This is a genomic window from Aurantivibrio plasticivorans (assembly GCF_055392955.1).
Map to the genome: position 1 here is coordinate 3,092,132 of NZ_AP036020.1, position 24,476 is coordinate 3,116,607.

Here is a 24,476-nt window from a genome sequence, read left to right on the forward strand (position 1 = left end):
TACAGCCTCTGAGCTGTGAAAACTGTTGTCTGATTTTCCTAGAAATACCCTTCGGCACAAAATATCTCGCGACTAAATCATTTAAATAGATATAAATCACAATAGATTGGCTAACTTTTTTCAGGAAGTCCGATATTTTGGTGAACTTGGAAATTGAATAAGGGAGAAACTTGGAGCGATGTTAAGAGTGGGTGTCTTGATTAATTCCGCCCGCCTTCAAAGCCATAAAATCATATTTGTAAGGTACGATAGATGAACGATCACAAATTATGGATGTAACTTTAATGCCAGCAGGTGGTTGGAACTCGATTAGCTCTACATCGTCGTTGTAGTCGAGCATACTAAAATCCGGAAATTCCATGTACTGAAGTTCAGAGATTCCTTCCTCGGAGTACAAGACGCCACAACCATATTCTATTAGCTGTTCAGCAGAAAGACTCCCTGAAAAAATAGCAATTAGTAATAGAACATGAATTCGCATTTATCGATGCCTAACAGTTTATTAAAGAACGCGCCTAGATATGGATACCGTATCCACATCTAGGCACAATTGTCTATATTTAGGCGCGTTCTTTAATTCGGAACCTAAAAGTGTCTATATCTAGGCGCGTTCTTTAATTCTAAGCTCCAATGCATCCATATCTAGTCACGCGCTTTCACTCACCAATTAAAATCGATTTACCAACACAGTGAAGATACTCGCGCCAACGAAATAATTGACCGCGCACCATGGTGGGTTCATGCTAAGTATTCAGCTATTACTTTTAAGGTTTTTCAGCCTCACAACGTTATTGTTTCCCTAACCGCCTCCTGCCACCTAATGAAACCTAGTCGCTCGCGTTTATGTCAGCGGAACTTCGCCTTCGAGTCCGAAACAGACTCAATATTAACCGGCACCGATTTAAACGCTGGCGTTTGACTGCGCGGGTCTCGTTCGGTGCCGATCAAACAATTGGCTTCTGGGTAATACGTCATCACATTGCCCGGCGGTAAATCGAACGCCGCCACCACAACGTCTTTCATCACACCGACTGCAGATTGGACATTCACTTTATCGCCCGCTTTTAACTTGAGCGCATTCATATCGTCTGGTGATAGGAATACCACCCACCGGTGCGACGCGCCGCGGTAAGAGTCTTGCTCCTCATAAATAATCGAGTTGAACTGCCCTTCGCTTCGCACGCTCATTAATTGGAATGGCCACTGTGCATTTTCGTGCTTAATCAGCGCGGCCCAATCGTGAACGGCGAAGGTGGCTTTTTGTGTTGGGGTATTAAACACAGGCTCGCGCAAAATTCTTCCGTCTACGTGAAATTCTTGTTTGGTTTGATCTATGTCTTTTAGCGACTTCATACCGGGAATGGTTTGAGCGATTGAGCTGCGAATGCTTTGGTGGTCTTGCAACGCGGCAAAATCAAAACGTTCGTTTAGCCCTAAACGCTGAGCGAATTCGCATAAAATTGCGGTTTCTGATCGAGGCCCCACCAATCGTTTTATGCCGCCGTCACTCAAGCGAACATAATTAAACATCGACTCTTGCGTCGTGGGTTGTGGTTCTTCATCGCGGGCGGTGACGGGAAAAATAATTGCTTCACTATCATCCATGCCGTGAACATGGCCGCGATTCAATGTGGTGGTCAAATAAACTTTGGTTTCGATGGTATTTAAGGCGCGCTCGGCCCATGCAGAATTGGGGGTTGCCTCATACAAATTCCCACCCATGATTAAGGCCGCTTTAATATCACCACGTTCCGCCGATTCTATGCACGCTAGCGTATCCATTCCTCGCGTTTGCGGCGCAATGACACCTTGCGCTTGCAGCGCCTTCAACACAGGCTGAGCTAGTTCGGGTTTTACACCAATGGTGCCAATACCCTGTACATTGGAATGCCCACGCAACGGCAGCAACCCGGCATTGGCTTTACCCACCATCCCTCGCAACAAGGCTAAATTTGCAATGGCTTCGACATTTTCAACGCCGTGGGTGTGATGGGTAATCCCCATCCCCCAGGCGAATACAACGTGCTTGGCGTTTGCATAACACTCGGCAATGGATTCGATTCGCGCTTGATCGATCCCTGTTGCCTTCACCAGATCATCCCAGCCAAGTGCGTTAATCGAAGCTAAGAAGGATTCAAATTGTTCGCAGTGTTGTTGAATAAAGTGTATTGCAACGTAATGGTCAGCGTTAGCATCGCTCGTCTGAATTTCATTTTTTTCAATCAGCGCTTTGGCAATGGCCACCATCAATAATGCATCGCTACCAATATTGGGTTGCAGATAGTCACTCGCAATTTCGCTACCACCGGCAATTAACGACTTCGCACTTTTTGGCACTGCAAATTTAACCAAACCTGGTTCGCGGGCAGGATTGATGACAATGACCTGACCACCCCGCTCTCGACAGGCTTTCAATTTATGAATGAGTCGTGGGTGGTTGGATGCGGGGTTTGCACCGATGAGGAATACCAAATCGCAGCCATGCAAATCGTCTAGCGTAATGGTCGCCGTGCCCGAGCCAATCACATTTTGCAACCCCACACCGGTGGCTTGATGACAATAATAGGAGCAGTTGTTGATATTGTTTGTGCCATAGACACGTGCAAGCAACTGCAACAGATAGCCTGCCTCGTTGCTAGAACGGCCAGATGAATAGAAAAAGGTTTGGTCGGGCTCAGCCTGTTTGAACGCACTAGCGGCTTTTTCTAATGCATCATCCCAAGCAATAGGCTGAAATCGAGTGTCAGTTTTTGATTTGTATAGTGGCGTCGTCAACCGCCCAAGGCTTTCGATTTCTTTACCCGATAGCTTTTTAAATTCCGATAGAGGGTGATCAAACACTTCCGGGGGAATCCCCGGCTGAATATCGGTGGATTGAGCTTGCACACTTTTATTGCAGACCGACGGAAATTCATCGATTTCGTTAGTCATTCCACCATGCTGCCCACCCATTCCTAAACCGCAGGCTTTGCATGCATTACGGCTGGTCAGCGCTTTAGCGCTATCAAGCAGGCCGATACGTCGAACTGTGTTCAACGTATAAAGTATCTTTTTAACACCCCCACCCACTATCTCGCTTTTTGCATCGGATGGCTTACCTATACTCTTTGAACGAACGTCAGTCATATCCAGCTTGCCCTCCTATTGATGCTCATATTTGCGCACCTAATTAAATACCAATGCATTTACAGATTTAAATTCACCGCTGGTATAGCATTTTCGTTGTCATTAAATGTGGGTAGGCACTCAACAATTTGGCTCGACTGCACACCACCTTGCTCAACCATATACGTTTTAAACGCGCGATAACGCGCATTCGATAATTCTGCCAACTGGCTATTTAGGCTTTCTTCATCCAGCGGATTCTTTGCTTTATTTTGTAACACTTGTTTATCGGCCGAGGTACTCACAGGGCAGGCGACGACGTTCAACGCAGACTTCTCTTTAAACAATGTACTCATTGTATTGAGATAGCTTTGCATATCGCTACTCAACTCATCACTGCCTGGCTCATAGGTTACAGGGTCAAAGCTGACCTTGGTCGCTGCACCTACGATCTGCTCACCCACGAGCAATGCGGCTCCCCAGGGCTGAATCGCATACTTTATATAACTAAGCGATGCTTTGGTAAGCGCTGATGCCAAGGAGGATCGAATGGCTGGAGCAACTCTAAAGTTTGGATCCTGCAAGGTGCCATCTATCGGTAAGCTTAGAGAAATCACGTCATCGCTATCACGAATAACACTTAGGGCTGTGTTAATCGGCATTGGCATTCCGGCATTGAATTCATTCGCAATAGCCGCTTCGGATTCATGCAATTGCAAACGTTTTATCTCCAGTGCGTTGCTGACATTCACAACATCATTCTCGATCAATATCGTCGAATCCAGATTGACTACGCCAGACGTGATGGCATACCCCGTCGACACCTCAACATAGGGCGAATAATCAGTGGCGCTAAACTGATCGATAACCAGCGCCAATTCTGCATTCATCGTAGATGCTAGCGGAGACACATGGCCCTTGACCGATATTTCATCGTGCTCATCGGTAGTGAAATCTATATTCACAGGTGTTTTGCGGTCAGCCGATGCACTCGCAAGCTCACCAATGTGAAACGCTCGAAAATGTATAACGCGATTTAATGTTGGCGAGATACTCTCGTCCTCAATGTTCAAGCGACTGGATGAATCAATACGTATTTCACCCACTCGCCAATCTATAGACTCTGCCGCACTCGCCTCTGCAAGATCACTTGATGGCTGATTTTCCGACAAGTTCTCTCCACCATCATTTGCAGGCACAACAAAGTAATCTAGCATGTGTTCTACCTGTAGACGCTGATCGTCCATACGCAGAACACGGCCCACTAACCCTTCAAGCAACACGCTGTCTACTGATGCGAAAGATTCTGTGAGCTCAATATTATTGATCGTTAATGCATTCCACTGAAGCGGTTCTCTGTCATCGAGTTTTAGCAGCAGATGTTTAAAGGTCACTTCACCCAGCGTAAGCCGACCCTCAGTGTTGATAGCTAGTTCATCAACCAGCACATCGGTGGTTAGGGTGATCGAATGCGCAGCGTCTGGACTAAGCACTTGCACAGACAGTTTATTTAACGCAATTTCACCTACCCCTATTTCCCAGAATGCGGACTCACCGGCCTGCTCGTTATCAAGCGGCACTTCGTTTTGCTGCGGTTCATCCTGACCATCACCATCGCGCTCGAAACCGATACTGAAACTTCCATCAGATGCTTGCTGAGCAACCACTTGCAGACCATCCATTGAGACGTTATCGATCTGAACCTTGTTATCAAAAACGGGGCGTAACGAAAAATCGATCTCGAGATCGCCTATCCCGGCATGCGCTTGTTCTTCTGTCGCCGCGGAAAACCCTTGTAAGCGAAAATATCCTGCAAAAATATTTAAATCGACATTCTGAATAGTGGTTTGAGTCAGTTTGCTATCCTGTAAAAAATTTACAGCGACTTTTTGCATAATAATCGGCGCAGCAGCCAATACCGCGACAATGAGCAATACAATAATGAGTAGGATGGCGAGAAACGCTTTTACAGATCGATTCACGGCGATTGACATAGTTTCCTCAAAATAAACAGCATAGAGCTAAACAAGCAGGCGTTAGGTACTGACCAGCGCTATAGCCAATAACCCCAACCCCATCGCAATCCACTGTTTGAGGTGCATCTGTTCTTTCAACAGGACAACCCCCAGGAGCACGGTGATAATGGGATACAAGGATGAGACAACAACGAGTTGAGAGACGTTTCCCCGGCCAGCGGCGAGCAAATAGAACAGCACACCAAGACCGCCGAAGACTCCCCCAATGAGCGCAAAGGAAGCGCCTCGCCATTCGAAATTGGGCTTGAAACCAATCATTATTAAAATACCAAACGCAACAACGACCTCGCCCATCACTTCATAGAAAAATGCACTGTGCGGATCAATGTGATTGGTTGCCAATTTCGGGAAGAAGCGACTGATCCCCCACATAGTTAAACAAGCGATTGCGGGTAACAGCCACTGATTCATGATTTCTCCCACCTTACCTATGTAAAGCGGGATATTGTAGAGTTATTTTGCAGAGTGATCATCCGGCAAAGCAAAGGCAAAGATATATCCGCCGAGAGGATCGACTTTCGCCGCCGCTGCATTGCGATCACCTCCAAAACTAATCCCTTCGGCCGGCATAGTCACGATCAAGACTTGCTTGCCGCCCGACGTTAAGTAAGACATAGGGGTAGCCTGGCTCGATTGAGGTAGTGTGTAACTCCAGAGCTGCTCACCGGTGAAGGCGTCGTAAGCTCGCGCACGGCGATCCATCGTTCCAGACTGGAAGATTAGCCCGCCTTTAGTGGTGACTGTACCCGCACTCTGCGGAGTGCCAACAAGAACGGGCAAATGCACTTTGATACCTGCCGGCCCGAGGTCATTTGCTGTGCCTACCGGGCGCTTCCACAATAATTGCTGCGTTTTCAAATCAATCGCTGCCATTAAACCGTATGGCGGCGCGGTACAGGGGACGCCAAGCGGAGAGACAAAAATTTGAGTAGACGCACCGTAGGGTGTCCCATACTGTGGTGACGCTCGCACCCCCTGCTCCATCTCTTCACGTGGCACCAAGCGCAATTCACTGGCAAGGTTCATCGGGTTTACGACTAACAAATGATTGTCGGGGTCAATGGACACGCTACCCCAGTTGTGACCACCCACATTCCCAGGATACTGAATAATTCCACCCGTAGTCGGCGGGGTAAAATGGCCTTCGTACCGCAATTGGTTAAAGCGAATACGGCAAATTAAGTGGTCTATGGGGGATATGCCCCACATATCTTTTTCCTCGAGCGGCCCCAAATGCAAGTTTGGCATCGCGGAGAAAGGTTGGGTCGGTGCGGTCCAGTCTTCCGGCACCCCACCCTGAGGCACAGGACGTTCCTCTACCGCGGCAATGGGCTCCCCGGTGACACGATTCAGTAAAAAGATTTCACCGCGCTTAGTCGCCTGAATGAGCGCCGGGATACTTTCTCCGTCCTCACCCGGCAAATCGATCAGCACAGGCTGCGATGGCGCATCATAATCCCAAATATCGTGGTGAACGGTCTGAAAAGACCACAGCAGCTTGCCGTTACTACCGTCAAGCGCTACCACCGAACTAGCGTATTGCTCCGACGCGGCATGTCTGCCTGCGCCGAAGTAGTCGGGTGTTTCATTCCCGGTAGGCGCAAAAACGATACCGCGTTCTTCATCAACGCTAAACATGCTCCACACATTAGGCGTTCCTCGCGTGTAGATTTCGCCTTCTGCCGGTTCCTGGTTGGAGCCAGGACGCCCCATGTCCCATGCCCAAGAAAACTGCCCTGTCACGGCATTAAATGCCCGCACGACGCCGGATGGCTCATGCACTTCGTAGTTGTCCATCACCCAGCCACCCACGACGATGTTGTCGCGCACGATGGCCACTGGCGAAGTGACCATATAAAAATTAGGTTTTACTTCACCCATTTTTCGTGTCAGATCGACAAAACCTTGGTCACCAAAGCTAGTGCACAACTCGCCTGTTTTCGCGTCAACTGCGAATAAACGCGCATCAACCGTGCCGCCCGTAACTCGTTCCGCACATTCACCATCATAAGCCTCAGTCGCTTGATAGTAAGTGACGCCTCGACACGTTGTCGTAAAATAGCGAGCAAAACTCGTATAACTTTCCGGCACCTTTGGATCAAAGCGCCAGATTTCACGTCCATCATCCGCATCAAATGCCACAACGACGTTACCTGCCCCGCAGGTGTATAAATGGCCACCGACTTGCAACGGAGTCCCTTTCGAGACACCACCTAACCCAGTGCGTACGGACCACAGCAACTCGAGATGATCCACATTGTCACGATTTATCTGATCCAAAGGCGAATACCGGCTGCCTGATCGCGTATTCCCATAACTTAACCATTCACCGTCACTTGGAAAATGACTAGAGGCATTGTCCACAGCGGGTTGAATCGTTTGATGTACCTCTACATCGTGGAGCAACTTAAAGCTGTACCCTGTGATCGATATCACTAAGAAGCAACACCATAACAAAGGCTGGTAGAGCAAGGTGCGCGTCGTGTTGGCTCGCGCTACCGCCACCAAAACCAATAAGGCAATCAAACTAATTACCACTATTCGTGGCAGCAAGGGCCAAAATGCAAAACCGTTTTCAAGCACGGCCCAGGCAATTGTCCACACTAAAATGGCAGCGACTACATGCCCCGCGATTGATCGACTTTGCCAACACAATATCCCAGCGATGACCAGCGCCACACCATTCAACACATAGAATAAGCTGCCACCTAACATTGCAAGATATCCGCCAAGTGCCCCATGAATTGCGCCCAAGATAAAAAGCAGTAGAGCACTAATTCTGTAGATGACTTTGCCACGTGAACTCATAATGTATTCCAATGCGTTATTGTTTTAAGGACACCATAGAATGGCGTGGGGACGAACAATATAACGTATCTATAGTCGAAAAAACCAAACATATAATTATTGCTTGTCATTGTGCGTGGGCATAAGACTAACTGGCATTTGCCAAAACGCGTTTGTCGCGAAGAGATCACATTGCTAAGGTTCGTGAATTAATGGCAACGGACAACTTATACAATCCCCGCAAATCTGATAAGTTGCTATCCAGTAAACGACTAAGATAATTAACCACACCTAACAGGATATACAATGAAAAGCTGGCAGTTGTTCTGCGCAATGACCGCACTATTGATTACCCTCAGCGAAAGCGCTTTTGCGGCGAAATGCAAAGGTTCGGAAGCCGCCAAAAATCAGCGAATTGCCGACGAATTTTTAGCGAATAATAGTAAAAAGCCAGGCTTCATCACCACCGCTTCAGGGTTGCAATACCAGGTTTTGAGAGAGGGCAACGGCGGCGATACACCGAGTCGCCGCAGCGAAATTGTCGCGCACTACGATCTCACCAATCTCGACGGTAAAAAACTAGACAGCTCACGTGACAGAGGCGTGCCTTACCAAACACGCGCAGATCAAGTCATTGAAGGTTGGAGTGAAGCCTTACAAGCCATGACGGTTGGCGAACGGCGCCTGGTTTATGTTCCAGCAGAGCTTGGCTACGGATGCAAAGGGATTCGCGGCATTATTGGACCAAACGAGCTACTCGTGTTCGATATGGAGTTAGTGCATATTGTCAAACCGGGCGATTGAGTACGAAGCAACTTGCACGGCTAGGTCTTCATCCTGCTCGGTCTCTAACATGCTACTCGGCGCAAAATCATCCATACTCTCTTGCGCTTCAATGAGATGAAGCGCCATGCGAATAAAATCAGTCCCCGTTAATATACCGACCAACTGCCCCTTCTCAACGACCGGCAAACAACCAAAACGATGCTTTTGCATTAGCGCACCGCATGCGCGCAAACTATCCCGCGGGTGAACCACTCGCACTGGAGAAGTCATAATATCTGTTACACGCATTTTCTTATCGAGCATTGCTTGCCGTTCAGCATGATTACTGATGAGATGCGAAACGCCGCATCGTAATATGTCACGATGAGAAACCAGACCTATTATTTTGCCAAATCGATTAACAATCGGCAGGTGCCGAAAATCTCCTCGGGACATTAACTCGCACGCCTGCGACACTGTCGCATCGGCATCCAAGGTCACCACTTTTGTGGTCATCATTTCGCAGACTTGTATCATGGGATGTTCACCGTATTGGCCACAGAGTTCATGGCGATTCAGGACTACTTATTCCATTAAAACAATCGACTACTACACCTTGCTTTCGGTCACTAAAGCGTGTGGCAAGGCAGCACACCTGAAACCTCACAGTGCAAGTATCCAACCCTAATCTGAAGTGTCGAAGCCTGCAACCCAGCACCCGATGGTCAACAGAATGTTTTGCGATTACAGGCCGCACTCGTCAAACAGTCTGTATATATCTATCAAACCCAAACGGTGCTGGAGGTAACATCGTGCCAAGAACGTTATTGACAAGCTGCTGAAAAACCACGATTGTTGCGCGATATAACGATAAATTATTACTACACTCCGCCTCACCACTGAAACCTATGAAGTACTCTGCCACCAAATCCGCTTTGTTAGGCCTCTCCTTTGGCGCCGCCTTAACTGCCTCTACAGCAGTCAGTTATTTTATTCAGCGGCCACCCACTGATCCCATCGCGTCATATACATTTAGCGATATCGCGCCTACAGGGAAAGCCTCGACTGTAGAATTCGATGAAATTGAAGATGCTATACGACACATCGAATACGACCCCAACAATCCGAGTGAATACGGCCAAGCGCTAGAAGCCGCGTTACGCCAAGCGACGGAAAGTTACACACAAGCTTTAACAACAGAGGAACTCACACGGATTACCTTCCTTTCGAGTAAAGTGCTTAGCCCCGAAGTCACGAAAGTGTTTTCGCAAGCATTACCGTTATTCACCACATATCATATTGAAGAGAAAGCGTTACTCAACGCGTCGCAGGGCACGAAAACTATTACCGAAGAACTTATACAATTTGAAAAGCTTCGCGAGTTGAGACGCTCTCATCTCGGAGAAAGTCTCAGCCGACTACTTTATGAAAAACAACATCTTTTTACGCTGAACCTGTTACAAAGACGTGCTGTACAGGAAGACAACTCATTGAGTGACGAAGAAAAGCAACAACAGCTGCAAGTTTTGCAAGAGGCGCTTCGAGACGCCATGTCACCATCCCCTTAAGCTTATTCGATCAAACCCTTACGATGGATACACACTTAACAAACATAATCATGCGTTACCCCCTGGCAATACGGGCTGTTGCCGCTCTATTAAGCGGTCTCCTCGTAGCACTACCCTATAACGTACCACAACTCTATTTGATTACTTGGTTCGGCTTTGTTCCTATCTTGATAGCTTTACAAGGCTGTCGGCTGCGGGGTGCGTATATTTTAGGCCTGCTATTTGGACTTAGCTTTTATTTAAGCGCTGCATCATGGATTAGTGATTTTATTGACAACTTCAAGGGTTATTCCACAACTCACACCTACGTTCTTTCAATCATATTCTGGTGTTACTGTGCGCAACTCCCCGCATTGATGTTTCTGCTCTTTCGTTGGCTGACGCAACGTGTAACCCCCCTATCACTCCTAACATTTCCCGTGTTAACAACGCTTTTTTACGGCTTTTTTCCTATGCTGTTTTCGGTGCAACTTGGCGAAAGCCAAAGTTACTTTCTCACCGCACTTCAAGGCGTTGAATTCACTGGTGTCTTTGGGCTAGATTTCTTGATAGGTTTAGTCAACGCATGTTTTGCAACCCTCATCATCCAACACCACCTCAAGCAAACAAAACTCAGTGATCTATGGTTAATTGCCGCGTCGCTAGCTGGGCTTGGGCTGTGGTTAGGCTACGGTGCCTATGCAATCTCGCACTGGGATACAGTAATAAAATCTCAACCTACAAGCGCTATCGCTTTTATCCAACCTAACGAGGAACCGAGCGCTAGCGTTCCCCCTGCTGAAAAAGGATTTTCGAAGTCCTACCCACCAGAACTCGCTTATACTGAACACTTAAAATCTCACTCCCCCGAGCTAATCATTATTCCCGAAACCCGATATAAGGGCTATTTTCGCTATGACCACATTAATAGCGCATTTCAAAGACACGTAGATAGGCTAAATATACCGCTCATATTTCAGGACAATGAACGAGCCTTTATCGACAATCAGCCAAAGAAATATAACAGTGCCGTGCTGCTAAATAGTGAAGGAGAGCTGGAAGCCACCTACCGCAAAACAAAGCGTGTTCCATTTGGAGAATACCTTCCGCTGTTTGAAGAATGGGAACCCGCAAAAAAACTGGTAATCAATTTATTCGGAGACTTTTTTATCGACTTTTCAGCAGGCAACGAACCCACTATTTTTACCACTGGCAACCTAAAGGCACTTCCGCTAATTTGTTACGAGGTAATGTTTCCAGACTTTGTCGCTCAAAATGCAAATGCAACTCGACACGCCAACATAATAATTGCCATTTCGAACAACGGTTGGTTTGGAGAAACCCTACAACCATACCAACACCTTAACTCGTCGCTTTTACGAAGTGTTGAAACTCGCCTCCCCATGGTCCACGCAACAAACAACGGTCCCTCGGCAGTTTTTCTTGCCAACGGTCGGCGTTTACTACAAACCCCATACCACCAGTCGGCTGCATTTGTCATAGACATTCCTCTCGCCAACCAACATACACCCACACTGTTTACACAAAACCCCTATTGGTTAATTTATCTCTGTATTGGATTGTTAGCAGTGATGATTCTTTTTCGAATAATGATAAAAAAATGAAAGCTTTTTCGAAGTTGCAATATTTTCAAAACATAAAAACCAGCTAGTCACAGATTGTATCGTTTAAATAAACAGTAAATACTTTTATTTAAGCTTTCTTGCAATTCATGCCATAGCACTCTGTCAGCATCGCTCAATACAATCCAGCTCCGGTGCATTCTTAGTAACACTTGTGCGCTGTTCTCCCCCAACTCATGTATTAACAAGGATAACTTGGAGATTTTTATGCAAGCTGGCCCATCTCTTTGGAAAAAAGCAAGCCTCGTTTTATCAGCGATCGCTTTAGTAACCACTATCAGCAGCAACGCAGTCGCATTTGGCGGCGGCAGTAATAGTGGAGACAAAATGATCATCGGAGACTCTATTTTCGCTTTATCAGGCGATATTCATGAATATCTCGAAGACGACCTCAACGAAACTATTGACACCTACGCGCGCTCTGGCTGCCAAATGAATGGCGGAAACTTTATCTGTAGCAGCCGCTATTCTGTACCTAACCAATATGACAATGCGAGCAAACGTGGCATTGAAACTGTAATATTCAACGGTGGCGGCAACGATTTTTTACTTGGGGATGGTGCGAATTGCACAGACGAAGCCTGTATCCAAGAAGTGTTGTTAGCAATTGAAGAAACCATCGCTGGCCTTGTCTCAGAAATGAAAAGCGATCGCATCAGCGAAATTATCTTCTTGGGTTACTACTACACTGGCGATGCGGATGAAATCAACTTTGCATCAATGGAATATAAGAAAGCAAACTACCCAGCTATGGGGGTAAAATTCGTTGACTCTCGCGATGCTTTCTTGGGTAATGAGTCACGATATATCACTAGCGATGGCATTCATCCATCGGCGGCGGGTTCGCGGGTGTTAGCCGACCTCATTTTGGACGCTCTAGACTAATTAGCCTGCGGTAACAAATCCCCTCTTTAGCGAACTGGGCCTATCTCGGATAGCCCAGTTCGCTTTTCTACCAAGCTTTCAGGCAACATGTTCAAGCAGCTTTCGTTTTCACCACCAACCATTTTCTGCATCATTATACTTAGCTGTGTCGCCTGTTCTGAGGAATACAGCTCGAGCGACTATACATCAAACAGCACCTCCGTACGAAATCTTCTAGACATGGAGTTCGTCAAAATACCTGCCGGTTCATTTCTTATGGGGAGCCCCCCAAACCAAGCAGGACACGAACCAGATGAAGTCCAACACCTTGTCACGATTACGAAACCATTTTTCTTACAAACCACTGAAGTCACGCGAAAACAATGGCTTGCGCTTATTGATGGCAGCCCATCATCATTCCCAGAATGCGGTTTAGACTGTCCCGTTGATCGATTGCGATATGAATGGATTCAATTTTATATTGCCAAACTCAATGAACAGGATCCTACCTACCGTTACCGCCTCCCAACTGAAGCAGAATGGGAATATGCTGCTCGCGCAGGTAGCACGTCAAACTTTTACACAGGCGCGTGCATTAGCGACAGCGACGCAAACCTAAGCGGCCAGCAATCAATAGCAGACTGCAAATCATTTCCAACGTCTCTTGGCCCGACACCAGTAAAACGCTTCCCCCCCAACAAGTGGGGCCTGTACGATCTCTATGGGAATAGCTGGGAGATGGTTGAAGATTGGTATGGAGGGTACCCGTCAGAACCCACAATAGATCCACAAGGCCCAGCTCAGGGTGAGTTTAAGGTTTTACGCGGTGGAAGCTGGCGCTTTTATCCAACACATGCTCGCTCAGCCAACCGATTTAAATCGATTCGGGATATTGCAGGATTTAGGCTAGTACTAGAGACTAAGTAATACGAGGCTACTGAAGTTGCCGATAGCGAGGTAAATAATCGTCCGCCGTCGCTATTTCACTCTCTGAAAAATGTTGGGACATTAACCAACTAATTTGTGTAATTTTATCGTCTTCTGAAAGACCTGCCGTCACAATGGCGTTCCTCTCGGTTAAAAACTGACTCACGCGTGTTTTCCAACGAGATGCCGAATCGGCATCCGACACATCCCGTGCGGAAACTAAGCCCAACAATTGCTCACTCAAATATTGATCTAGGCGATCGGATGAATCAGCCGTGACACTGGCCGATTGATTATGCAGAGTGTCGTATATCTCCCGATCCTCTGACGAAAAATAGTACAGGCCGTTCTTAAGATCTTGCTCAAGCCGCTTCATTTCTAACTGCCTGTCCTGCTGCGACATATCAGACTGCTGTATCGCCCGACGACTGAGCAAATATCGATGATGCGCCTCTTCCGCACCGAATAAATCCAACGCTGTACGGTGATCAAAATGCTCTCGGCGCAACGCCGCTAGGGACTCCAGATCACGTGCAGCATTATCGATTGGAGATAAATCAACATCGCTTGACTTACTCACGGACAAACTCTGAACCGCAAGCCGATATCGATAGTAGAGCCCCAGCAATTCCGCGACCTGCTCTCCAGCGGTGCCAGGCAAACCAATTTGCACAAGGGATTGCAACTCCGCCACGAGATCTGCAGAGACGTCCCCCCCCAACCGATGAAAAGCAAGCTCCAGTGCCGGCAGTGCTGACTCATCAATCACCACATTACCCGTACCATCAATTTGCACATCCGCTAAAGCATCGTGAATGGCTATGACGTCAAATGGGATTTCATCATGCTCTGCAAGGTTCTTCTCGCCGCCACGATGTCGGTCTTTAACAGCCTGCCATTGCCACTGAGTATTTAAGCTTTTTGATTCACTAATAAGCTTGGCAGACTCAGGGGGAAGTAAACTTTGCGGTCGCGGAGGTCTATGTGAGACAAGAAGCCAAGCAGAGCCTACTATAAAAACCAATGCAGCGGCCGCGGTAATGTAGTACCACCTTTTCATCACCGCCCGCGATTACCGAGACGGACTAAACTTGGCACCCTATCGTCTTTCATCATATTGAAAAGATGCATCAATTTCGTCTTCCGAAAAATACTTCGCGCGCAACTGATCAATTTCCGATTGCTGCTGCTCTTGGCTGAGACCAGCACTTTCGATTGCCGAACGCTCTGCGCTGAATGCGGAATACTTCGCTTGAAAATCGGCGTCTACCTCGTCAAGCTGCTGCGCAGGTTCTTCTGCATCTCCGTCAAGATAGGAGAGATCTGCTTTTAACGCCTGTAATTTTTTTTGCTTTTCCTCTACGCTAATCTCTTTATTTGATTCAATTCTCATTGCTTGAATAGTGTAATTTGCCATGAGATGTTCTTCGCCATACAACTTTTCGGCCGCCTCTTTTCCAAAATACGTATAACGTAAGGCTTTTAACTGATCATAGTCATCTAAGGCTGAATCCAACGACGGGTTACTAGAGTGCAGTACGGGTAAATCTTTTTGCGCCAAACGGTAATAGTAATAACGGCCAAGAATATCCGCTGTCTGGAAACCGGCCTCACCCGGTAAGCCGATCTTCACCAACTCTTGCAATTCATGCAGATCTTCTTCAGACATGTTGTCGGGTAAACCGCTGAACGCATCTTCGAGGAATTCTCGCGCCTTATTATCAAGTACGACATTGCCACCTTCATCTAGCTCAACATTGGCGAGCCCCTGATAGACATCAACCACATCGAATTCTATATCCGGTACTTCATCATCAACAGCGACCTCTTCCGACGGCTCAGCACCATCGGAAATTTTTTGCGCCCGGTCTTCCCTCACGTGTTTTTGTAAGCTTGCTGTTATTGTCTCTTTAGGGAATCGGTCCCATTGCCACTTCTTACCAGAAGGATTAACTGTGGAGGATTCGGCCGCAAGCTGCATCTCTTTAATTGCTCGCTCCGCAGCAGCGAACTTAAACTGCAAACCGACAACCAATAACCCCACCAGAGCCAAGACTGTACCGCCGGCAATAAACCACACTTTCCCCTTAAATGGTTTATTAGTTGTCTCGGATTTATCGTTAGTCATACATTTACCTATAGATTATTGTGATGCTGAAGCGGACTCCGCTCGGATCGCCCCCACGGTTTCACCACTCCAGTTTTTAATCGCTCTACGTAAGCTTGAAGCACTCGAAAACCCCATCACCTCTGCGATTTCATCAACATTTAATTTTGATGAGCGCAAATGAAATGCTGTCAGCTCCATTCGTACATCATGCATAATGGCGCGAAACGACGTGCCTTCGCAGGCTAACTTACGGGTAAGCGCTCTTGGGGTCATCGAAAGAAGATCCGCTATCTCCTCTAGTGTGACCAACTTGTTGTAATACAAGCTAACATGCCATCGCACTTTAGAAGCCAGTGTAGGTTCAATCTTGGCGGCTTTCAGCTCGCTCTCACAAATTGCCGTTACCCGCTCAAAATTGGGTTTTCGAAATTGTCGCCATGGCGTGGTAAGAAATTCAACATGTGCGCTAATTGAAGAAACATCTGCATTAAACTCCACAGAATCGCAGGGTAAACTTTCATACATGTGGTAATGCGCAGGCCGCGGAAAAGCAAGCTTCACTCGAATCGAAGTATCCGCTGCTTCAGGATATCCACACTCACCGAATAGCCTAAGAGTCACAGCAAGCCGATATTCCAACTCAAATCGCGCCATCATATCCTCCAACTCGCCAAGCTGTGCAGCCCGGGATTCCATTGTCATAACCAGCATGCCGTTTTCATCGACATAGGCAGTTGGCTGATAAGCATACATAGCGTAATGTGGTTGCGCGATTAACAAGTACCGACGCATCGCCGCACCCGCCTCCATCAAGCTCGGAGCACAACTGACAGCCAACCCCACCGTGCCATTAAAACTCCAATCCATTATCTGCCCAACTTTCAAGCCAATACCAGAAGAGCGACACAACCCAATCCCGTTGCGTATCAGCTGACTTTGTTGAACATAGGAAATCTTGATACCACGAACCCCAAGCATCGCTTGATTGATTCCAGTATTCTCAAGCAAGGGTTCGAGCTTCGCGCCAAGCTTCATAAAACATTCGATAAACCCCATGGGATGGAGTTCGAGTGGGATAAGCTTTTTATTTGGATCCATAGCAAACAGACCTCACCAACCAATTGGGTATACAGCCCTATTATACCGAGTCTGCGCACCTAGAATTCCGTTTCGGGTGAGATGAATGACTGTGGAGCAAAAACCATATGATCATCGCTACCGCAGCTACAACTTCAAAGCTTCTGCGTAAATAGAGTGTTTACCAACAGCGCATTATCGATAGCTTGATGTGCGCATTTTATAATTTTATGTACAGACGAACACGAGGGTCGCACTGCGGTGATTAATACTTACTTAAAAATTTTTATATGTTGTAAGTAAAACTGACTAATCAAATAAGTCATAGGGGTGCAGATTATAGAGAGTAAAAAATCAAGAGTGAAGAGTTAAGAAGACGTGAAACACGACAATATGGAAACGAATATTCGAGTGTGACGTGTTACGTTTTTTCGCTACCAATTTGCATAGAAGAATAATAAAAAGTTATTTGTAAAGAGCCAAAACATGAAAGACATACCAAAACAGCAGACTCGATGTGACTCATGAGTCCGCTGTTTGAACTACTTCTCTTCAATAATTTCTATGGCATTCCCGGAAGGGTCTCGCGCAATAATAATATTTAGCCCTTCAGTTTGCGTGGCTACTTTGCGATATCCGAAACCAAGGGCTTCAATCTTTGCAACTACCGCATCAAATTCAGTGGTATAAAAAGCTGTTTGCGGAAACTTACTTTTCACTAGCGGCTCTTCCTTTAGCGGCTGGAAAAGTGCAAGAAACGGCCCTTTTCCGATAGTAAGGAGGACTTCATCGTAATCAGGTGAATCTAAGTATTGCAAGACAGTCGCGCCAAATACTTCCGTATAAAAAGCTTCCGCCTCTTTTCGATCTCGAACAATTAATTTTGAGCCACCCACTGACATTTTAGACTCTTTACGTCCAAAAATTTCTACCGCGTTACCACTAGGGTCGCGAGTAATAGCAACTTGCATCGTGGGAAAATTCGCCAACACTCTAATGGGATAACCAAGCTCTTTTACCTTGGCAGTTATAGTCGCAAAGTCCGGGGTATAAAATAAAACGACCGGGTACTGACTATCCGGAACCGGTGCTTCTGCTTTTGGGTTTGGTGCGAAGAGTGCGAGACGAGCACCCTCACCGAAACTCATAATAGTTTCTTCAAAGACTTCTGGTGCATAGTTGTATCGTTTCACTTCTTTCATGCCAAAGAGGTCTTCATAAAATGTTTGCGTCTTTGGCAAATCCTGCACAATTAATTTTGCCGCGCCTATATAGTGCGGTAGATTTTCGTTTAGTGTTTGCTCTTTCGTTTCAGCCGTTACGCTGGTACTCAACAAAAACGCGCAAATCGCACCACTTACTGCAGACAAAGGTTTTAACAGTTTCATAATAACCCCTTAGATTATCGTTATTTTCCAAGTTGTAAGACAACAAATTTACTCACTGCAGAAATATCGTCTTCAGACATCATTGTCACCATCGGAGGCATTTCTACACCACCTTGAGCAACCGCTCGTTGCACTTGCCCAAAATTAGTAAGCTGAGTCAACGCGGGAGCCCCAGCGGAACCATCGCCATGAGAGCCATGGCACGCAGCACACATCCGCGCAAATACTTGCTTGCCTTTTAACAACTCACTCTCATCCGCTTCGACTCGCTCTGCTTTCAGGTCAACCATGGACGCAGCATGATGGATTTGCACCTGCATTGGCTTCCCGTTGTCCGGCAACCTTAAGGCAATAAGTTCTGCGGGATGATTTTGTTCGGCAAGCGCCATCACAATATATTGCTTGCCCTTAAACGAATAGGTCATAGGACCGCCAGAGACTTTCGCAGGTAGTTCAATTTCAGCAACTGTTTCGCCGGTTGCTTTATCGTAGGCGCGGAATAACTTTCCGCCGGGATCGCCACTCAAATTACCACTTTCTGCCATAAATAAGAGCGACTTGGTTACCAATGGAACGGGGCGGACGCCAGGAAAGCCCATATTATCGAAGTCTAGATCCAGGCCCTTAAGCGCTGGGTGATTACGAATATAATCTGGTGCGCCACCAATTGACCGCCACCACTGATGCTCGCCCTTATTCATATCGGTTGCCGTCACCTTGCTCCAGGGCGGCGCAATGACCGGTAACCCATCCGGGCCTGGTGCCGAAATTGTGGTGGCACGAATATAGTCCCAATTAGTTAGTGTTCGATCTGCTTGTGTCAAACGCGCGATCATTGCATTGTTTCGCGTTGGCACAAACATCATATCTGTCTCTACATCATAGGCTCCGCCATTCCAATTTGAACCGCCGCCATAACCGGGCTGAACCCAAGTACCTTGAGTGCCACCTTCCTTAACTCTTGAGGGTGGGGTGTAGATCGGACCGCGAACATATTGTTCTGCAATGGCGAGGGCTTTTTTATGCAGCTCTGGAGTAAAATTAATTAAGCGATCAGGATCAAAGCCTAACGGTTCATAGGGTGCAGGCTTGGTTGGAAAAGGCTGCGTCGGCGAACTACGCTCACCAGGCACTTTGGATTGAGGTACCGCGCGCTCTTCGATAGGCCAAACAGGTTCACCTGTTAACCGATTAAACACAAACGACATACCCTGTTTGGTAAGCTGCGTAACGGCTTTGATTTTTTTACCATCAATGGTTAAATCATGCAGTATTGGAGCCGCTGGAGGATCGTAATCCCAAAGGGGATGGTGAACCATTTGATAATGCCATACACGCTTACCGGTTTTACCATCCAGACAAACCAGGCTTTGTGCAAATAAATTATCTCCTAATCGATGCCCACCATAGAAATCATGGCTCGGGGCTTCAACAGGCAAGTAGACGTATCCGGCTTCTGCATCGACTGACATCATCGACCATACACCGGTATTCCCTGTGTATGTCCAAGAATTATTTTCCCAGGTGTCGTTTCCAAATTCGCCTTTTTGTGGAATGGTATGAAACGTCCACAACAACTCACCGGTATGAACATCGTATCCACGGATAAATCCCGGCGGAGCTTCTTTGTTTGGTGACGTGATATAGGTGACAACTTGGGCTACCACAACATCACCAACAATAGCTGGCGGCGAAGTAGAGCCAACAAAGGGTATCTCTCTATTTGCGAGGTTATCTTTGAGCAGGACGTATCCGTTTTTGCCGAAATTCGGATCGGCTTTACCCGTCGATGGATCAATAGAAATTAAACGACCATCTAAGGTGTTATGGAACAATCGCTTTTGCTTTCCATCTGTCCAATATCCCAGTGAGCGGCTACTGGACTGTAAATTTCTACCGCCAATATCGGCTGGTGATGGCGTAAACACCCACAGCGTTTCACCAGTTTCAGGGTTAATCGCGGACACCTGGTGAGCCCCACCTGGGGTATACAGCACACCATCAATCATTAACGGTGTGGCTTTTAAGTTGGCATCATGCCGACCGTCGAGCGGCAATGATTTCCAACGCCAGGCAACTGACAGTTCATCGACATTGCCTTTGTTAATTTGATCAAGTGCAGAATACCGAGTGTAGCCGTTGTCGCCACCCCAGGTATGCCATTCACCATTCGGCGCGCCCTGCTGCGCGAGGGCGTTCCCAGATAAGAGCGTCGCTGCCATCGCGATCGAAGGCAGCGGCTTTATAAATTGACGAAGTCTGAATTCACGCATTATCTTTTTATCCATTTTACTGTCGAGTTAGCCTTCTTTAATTGAAGGAAAACTTGGATAGCCTTCTTCAACTTGAATACCCAAACTGTTGATCGCAAATGCGGTCATGCTATACCCGCCCACTGTAAACACGAGCTCCATGATTTGTTGCGTGTTATAAAACTTAGTTAGCTGTGAAAATGTATCGTCTGTAATAAAAGCTTCTCGACGTAAATCATCGGCAGCGTTCAGTACCGCGCGGTGCTCATCACTCCAACCACTAGCATTGGGGCCAAGTGCAATACGGGTTATATCTTCGTCACTCAAACCAGCAGCTTTTGCGATCGGCTCGTGGTGCGCCCATTCATACTCTGCGTTTAATAACCAACCCGTCCGCATAATCAACAGTTCACGGGCTTGAGGTGGCAGGCTGGTTTGACTCATGATGTAGCTGCCAAAAGTATAACGTGGTCCAAATAAAGCCGGATGATGAATCATGGTTGCGTAAATATTGGGGATACTGCCATCTTCACGTACATGCGGTTTTATAATGTCTCTCTGTTCGTCGGTCATTTCTTCGAGAGTCAGTGGTTTTAAGCGCGGAGTAGATAGTCGAACGTTGCCAATGGTTGTCGCCAGTGCAGGCATTTCAAATTCTGTAGGCAGTGTATGTTCAAGAACAGGATCAAGTTGGATACCTGTGGAATTCAACACCATGGAGACTAATTGATACTGCGCTGCGGTAAAAATTGCATCAATTATTTCTTGCTGCGAATAATTCACACTGAGTTTTTGCCATGTTGCGTCGCTCACCATTCCGTCATATCGCAACTCATCCACCATATCCATTAAGGTTTTTTCAAAGTCGGTCCAAGACTCCGCATCAGGATCGCTGGCAATTTTCAGTATTTCTTCATAGCTCATACCCACATCGTTTGTCGCAATTCGTGCGTGCTGAGACCACTCATACTCTGCTTGGCATAACCACCCCATACGCAACATAATAATTTCTCGATCTCGCGCAGGGAGTGTTGACGCGTTCAATAAAACTCGGCCTAGCGGAGTCCAACGCTCATACAGTTCGACGTGATGGGCTAACGTCTTATAGAGATTAAAATCCGGACGATTATTTAGCATTTCAATTTGTTCTGGGGTACGTCCCTCAACCGGAAGCGGCGGAATTCTCGGCTCTTCAAGACGTGGCGAAAATGTCATAGCGGTATCTCCGGTTTCTTGCGCCATGCTTACCTGCGCTAATGCACTATCGGCATGGTTAGTTGTGACGGTTGTTTCTTCGTGACCACTGCACGCGGTCAGTAAGCAAGCAATACTGGCGGCCAAACTAACAGGTAACAGTTTTTTAATACCTACAGACGGGGGAATAGACATGCGGTTTACTAACTCCTCGTTAACGGAATAGACTCAAAAGAATGCGTAGGCAGGTTACAATTAACCTCAACGTACTCAATCGTCGAATGGTGTTTGAATCGATTTTCAAGAAAACCTAGCTAATCGAGCTGAGCGTAATCTTTAGCGCATAGGAAAAAATTTTATTTTATTTATTTTCCTGGCGTGTATCATTTTTCGAGTATGTGAACATAACACACAGCACCCACGCCAACCATATGTGCCAAGCCTTTCTTTGCACTTGGCTGCTGGCGCTCACCGGCTTCGTTACGTAGCTGACGAGTAATCTCTCCAACTTGGCCTATGCCAGTTGGCCCAATGGGATGCCCCATACCAATCAACCCGCCAGACGCACTGACAGCGCAGCGCCCACCAATATTAAATTGGCCTTCTTTTAATGCGAAGATCGCCTGCCCTGGTTCACATAGCCCCATTCGCTCAACGTATTCTAATTCTTCAATAGTGAAGGCATCGTGTAACTCCACCAAATCAAGATCGGCAGCATCACACCCCGCTTGCTGTAGCGCTAAACGCGTTGTTTCTTCAGTTAACTCTGCATCAAAGCTAGCCGCATTCTCATAGAGACGCTGACTACATGCTGCGGATGCGGTCACACGAATAGCGCGACTGGCGTCAATACCGAGCTGTTTGATGCCGTCCTCGGATGCGACAATCACAGCGGCGGCTCCCTCACCAACTGGTGTACATTGCAAGGACGTGAATGACCCAGAAATTTGGGTGCCGTTGATAATTTCTTCTAATGTGCGCTCTTTCTGTCTTTGCGCATTCGGGTTTTTTGCAGCATTGCTATGATTTTTTAGCGCAACCAAAGCGACATCATCTAAATCAATACCATATTTGTTCGCATATTCATCTGCTAGCAGCGCGAAATGTGTAAACGGGACAATCGCATCGTTGGCCAGATGAGGTATGCCCGTCAGTGATTCACCGCGCAGTACCTTCGCTGGCTTATCGACACCAACCGCGAGTGATACGTCAGCCAGTCCAGCGGCAACTTCGTAACACGCATGGCGAAAAGCGGTTGAACCAGACGCTGAGGCATTTTCAACATGAGCAATAGGGAGTCCGTGGCTTCCCAAGTGTCGAAGCATTGGACGCCCCGGCGCCATCGGCAACAACGCTTTTGCCACATAGGCCGACTCTACTGCGGGCCACTCAATATTCGCATCTGCCAGCGCTTGCCGCACAGCGGTCAAGCCCAGCTCAACATAGGAGGTTTCGGATAAATATTGGTAACGGTGAAAGCCTACACCGACGACATACACTGGCTTTAAATCACGTAAAATCGATGGCATTACGCTCCTCCTCCGGTTACTGAGCGGCTGGGACGAAAGCGCAAGTCTTGGAAAGTTTCACTTTCTTTCCCCTTAACATCCACTAGCACTGCTGTTACTTCCGTGCCAGGAGCCAACCTGACATCGGTATCGACATCCAACAGCGTTCTCACAACCGGGCCATCAGTTAAGCGAACTGAGCCGACCACAAACGGCGTCTGGCGTCTTTCATCAGCGTGTTTATGCACCACCGCGGAAGAGACTAACTCACCCTTTCCGGTCAATGGCACAGCTTTTAGCTCATCGCCTTTAGCCCCACATTGCTCGCAGCCGTAATGTTGCATCGGAAAAAAACAATAGCCGCAACTACAACGGCCTCCCATTAACTGGATATCGCCTTTCTCGTCTGGGCTGGTGTAAAGATTTGGCTTTAACAATCTGAGCTGACTCACAGCTACCCCCCTCAGCAGGCATCGCATCGCTAGCGGCGACGAGTTCAGAAACTTCGAGTACTGAATTCGTCAGTCGCAATGAAAAATAAGTGACAGGAACGGATTATGTGTTTTAACATACTTGCTGGTCAACAAGTAAGTTAACTAACTACACCCATATTTACTACACCCATAGTTACCTCAGAGGTAGTGATGTCAGCAGCCGAAACCAGCGTTCGCCGCACGCAGAGCGAACGCCGTGAAACCGCCGAGCGTCAAATCGTTCTCGCGGCCATTGAAATCATTGCGGAAAAAGGACTATCGGGACTCACGCTGGCTGCCGCTGGGGAGAATGCGGGGTACAGTCGCGGCATCGCTAGTCATCACTTCGGTAAGAAGGATGAACTTTTGATAGCCATTGTTAGGCACATTACCGAACGATTCAGCGTACAGGTCGGCGAGATCCAAACAGTAGAACCTGGCCTGCCAATGCTGCTCGAAACCATTCGCCAATACTTTGACCGAGTTACCAAAGACTCTCGAGGGATTCGTGCACTTCACATGGTCTTGTCAGAAGGCATAAACAACCCGTCCTTGGCAGCCCCTATCGCACATGCGAATGAAAAGAGTATCAAGGGTATCGCTTACCACATCCACATCGGCCAAGACGCAGGAGATCTGCGCCCTGACCTAATTCCACGTCAACAAGCCATCATTATTTTGGCCGGCTTGCGCGGTGTCATGGCGCAATGGATCATCGACCCCAGCGACATCAGCCTACCGGACATTCGCGAAGCTTTTTTAAACAACGTCGTAAGGAGCTTGTCAGTTTGAATCCCAGC

20 protein-coding genes are annotated in these 24,476 nt (G+C 47.3%); 6 read left to right on the plus strand and 14 right to left on the minus strand.

Features of this window, described 5'->3' with window-relative positions; all coding sequences use genetic code 11:
- Window positions 1-181: 181 nt before the first annotated feature.
- The 5 genes from ACZ5NB_RS13810 to ACZ5NB_RS13830 all read right to left on the minus strand — a co-directional run bounded on the left by ACZ5NB_RS13810 (window position 182) and on the right by ACZ5NB_RS13830 (window position 7,949).
- Complete coding sequence (locus ACZ5NB_RS13810; protein ID WP_460239394.1) at window positions 182-481, minus strand: hypothetical protein; 300 nt, start codon at window positions 479-481, stop codon at window positions 182-184.
- A gap of 365 nt (window positions 482-846) precedes the next feature.
- Window positions 847-3,126 carry an FdhF/YdeP family oxidoreductase gene (locus tag ACZ5NB_RS13815; protein ID WP_460239393.1) on the minus strand — a complete coding sequence of 760 codons (2,280 nt, stop codon included), beginning with the start codon at window positions 3,124-3,126 and terminating at the stop codon, window positions 847-849.
- A 59-nt stretch (window positions 3,127-3,185) separates the two neighbouring features.
- The gene (locus ACZ5NB_RS13820) at window positions 3,186-5,099 is read right to left on the minus strand and encodes a DUF748 domain-containing protein (protein WP_464107562.1); all 1,914 of its coding nucleotides are present in this window, start codon (window positions 5,097-5,099) and stop codon (window positions 3,186-3,188) included.
- Window positions 5,100-5,141: 42 nt separating this feature from the next.
- On the minus strand, window positions 5,142-5,552 hold the full coding sequence (locus ACZ5NB_RS13825) for an EamA family transporter (RefSeq protein ID WP_460239391.1): 411 nt from the start codon (window positions 5,550-5,552) through the stop codon (window positions 5,142-5,144).
- Window positions 5,553-5,594: 42 nt separating this feature from the next.
- Window positions 5,595-7,949, minus strand: a complete 2,355-nt coding sequence (locus ACZ5NB_RS13830; protein WP_460239390.1) for a membrane-bound PQQ-dependent dehydrogenase, glucose/quinate/shikimate family — start codon at window positions 7,947-7,949, stop codon at window positions 5,595-5,597.
- A gap of 285 nt (window positions 7,950-8,234) precedes the next feature.
- On the opposite strand from ACZ5NB_RS13830, the gene ACZ5NB_RS13835 reads away from it, so the two are divergent.
- On the plus strand, window positions 8,235-8,732 hold the full coding sequence (locus tag ACZ5NB_RS13835) for an FKBP-type peptidyl-prolyl cis-trans isomerase (RefSeq protein WP_460239389.1): 498 nt from the start codon (window positions 8,235-8,237) through the stop codon (window positions 8,730-8,732).
- Here the strand turns inward: ACZ5NB_RS13835 and ACZ5NB_RS13840 are convergent.
- Window positions 8,703-9,212, minus strand: a complete 510-nt coding sequence (locus ACZ5NB_RS13840; RefSeq protein WP_460239388.1) for a CBS domain-containing protein — start codon at window positions 9,210-9,212, stop codon at window positions 8,703-8,705. The two genes, ACZ5NB_RS13835 and ACZ5NB_RS13840, sit on opposite strands and share 30 nt — an antisense overlap.
- A 389-nt stretch (window positions 9,213-9,601) precedes the next feature.
- Between ACZ5NB_RS13840 and ACZ5NB_RS13845 the strand changes: the two genes are divergently transcribed.
- From ACZ5NB_RS13845 to ACZ5NB_RS13860, 4 genes are all read left to right on the plus strand, one after another.
- A complete protein-coding gene (locus ACZ5NB_RS13845; RefSeq protein WP_460239387.1) occupies window positions 9,602-10,261 on the plus strand; it encodes a lipase secretion chaperone in 660 nt (219 codons plus the stop codon).
- Window positions 10,262-10,311: 50 nt separating this feature from the next.
- Window positions 10,312-11,865 carry an apolipoprotein N-acyltransferase gene (gene lnt / locus ACZ5NB_RS13850; RefSeq protein ID WP_464107563.1) on the plus strand — a complete coding sequence of 518 codons (1,554 nt, stop codon included), beginning with the start codon at window positions 10,312-10,314 and terminating at the stop codon, window positions 11,863-11,865.
- Window positions 11,866-12,090: 225 nt separating this feature from the next.
- The gene (locus tag ACZ5NB_RS13855) at window positions 12,091-12,768 is read left to right on the plus strand and encodes an SGNH/GDSL hydrolase family protein (protein WP_460239385.1); all 678 of its coding nucleotides are present in this window, start codon (window positions 12,091-12,093) and stop codon (window positions 12,766-12,768) included.
- Window positions 12,769-12,987: 219 nt separating this feature from the next.
- Window positions 12,988-13,674 (plus strand): formylglycine-generating enzyme family protein, encoded by a 687-nt coding sequence (locus ACZ5NB_RS13860; RefSeq protein WP_464107564.1) that lies wholly within the window; start codon window positions 12,988-12,990, stop codon window positions 13,672-13,674.
- Window positions 13,675-13,681: 7 nt separating this feature from the next.
- Here ACZ5NB_RS13860 and ACZ5NB_RS13865 read toward each other — a convergent pair whose 3' ends face one another.
- The 8 genes from ACZ5NB_RS13865 to ACZ5NB_RS13900 form a co-directional block, all read right to left on the minus strand.
- Window positions 13,682-14,734, minus strand: a complete 1,053-nt coding sequence (locus ACZ5NB_RS13865; protein ID WP_460239383.1) for a lipase secretion chaperone — start codon at window positions 14,732-14,734, stop codon at window positions 13,682-13,684.
- A 39-nt stretch (window positions 14,735-14,773) separates the two neighbouring features.
- The gene (locus ACZ5NB_RS13870; RefSeq protein WP_464107565.1) at window positions 14,774-15,802 is read right to left on the minus strand and encodes a lipase secretion chaperone; all 1,029 of its coding nucleotides are present in this window, start codon (window positions 15,800-15,802) and stop codon (window positions 14,774-14,776) included.
- Between the two features lie 15 nt (window positions 15,803-15,817).
- Entirely contained in the window at window positions 15,818-16,882 is a 1,065-nt protein-coding gene (locus tag ACZ5NB_RS13875) for a helix-turn-helix domain-containing protein (protein ID WP_460239381.1), read from the minus strand.
- Window positions 16,883-17,403: 521 nt separating this feature from the next.
- Window positions 17,404-18,249 (minus strand): VOC family protein, encoded by an 846-nt coding sequence (locus tag ACZ5NB_RS13880; RefSeq protein ID WP_460239380.1) that lies wholly within the window; start codon window positions 18,247-18,249, stop codon window positions 17,404-17,406.
- A 20-nt stretch (window positions 18,250-18,269) separates the two neighbouring features.
- Window positions 18,270-20,522 carry an outer membrane protein assembly factor BamB family protein gene (locus ACZ5NB_RS13885; protein WP_460239379.1) on the minus strand — a complete coding sequence of 751 codons (2,253 nt, stop codon included), beginning with the start codon at window positions 20,520-20,522 and terminating at the stop codon, window positions 18,270-18,272.
- 27 nt (window positions 20,523-20,549) lie between these two features.
- Window positions 20,550-21,890 (minus strand): carboxymuconolactone decarboxylase family protein, encoded by a 1,341-nt coding sequence (locus tag ACZ5NB_RS13890; RefSeq protein ID WP_460239378.1) that lies wholly within the window; start codon window positions 21,888-21,890, stop codon window positions 20,550-20,552.
- A 188-nt stretch (window positions 21,891-22,078) separates the two neighbouring features.
- Entirely contained in the window at window positions 22,079-23,224 is a 1,146-nt protein-coding gene (locus tag ACZ5NB_RS13895; protein ID WP_460239377.1) for a thiolase family protein, read from the minus strand.
- A complete protein-coding gene (locus tag ACZ5NB_RS13900; RefSeq protein WP_460239376.1) occupies window positions 23,224-23,655 on the minus strand; it encodes a Zn-ribbon domain-containing OB-fold protein in 432 nt (143 codons plus the stop codon). Before ACZ5NB_RS13900 ends, ACZ5NB_RS13895 begins: the two co-directional genes overlap by 1 nt.
- Before the next feature lie 192 nt (window positions 23,656-23,847).
- Here ACZ5NB_RS13900 and ACZ5NB_RS13905 point away from each other — a divergent pair, with 192 nt between their 5' ends.
- A complete protein-coding gene (locus ACZ5NB_RS13905; protein ID WP_460234539.1) occupies window positions 23,848-24,468 on the plus strand; it encodes a TetR/AcrR family transcriptional regulator in 621 nt (206 codons plus the stop codon).
- Window positions 24,469-24,476: the final 8 nt, after the last annotated feature.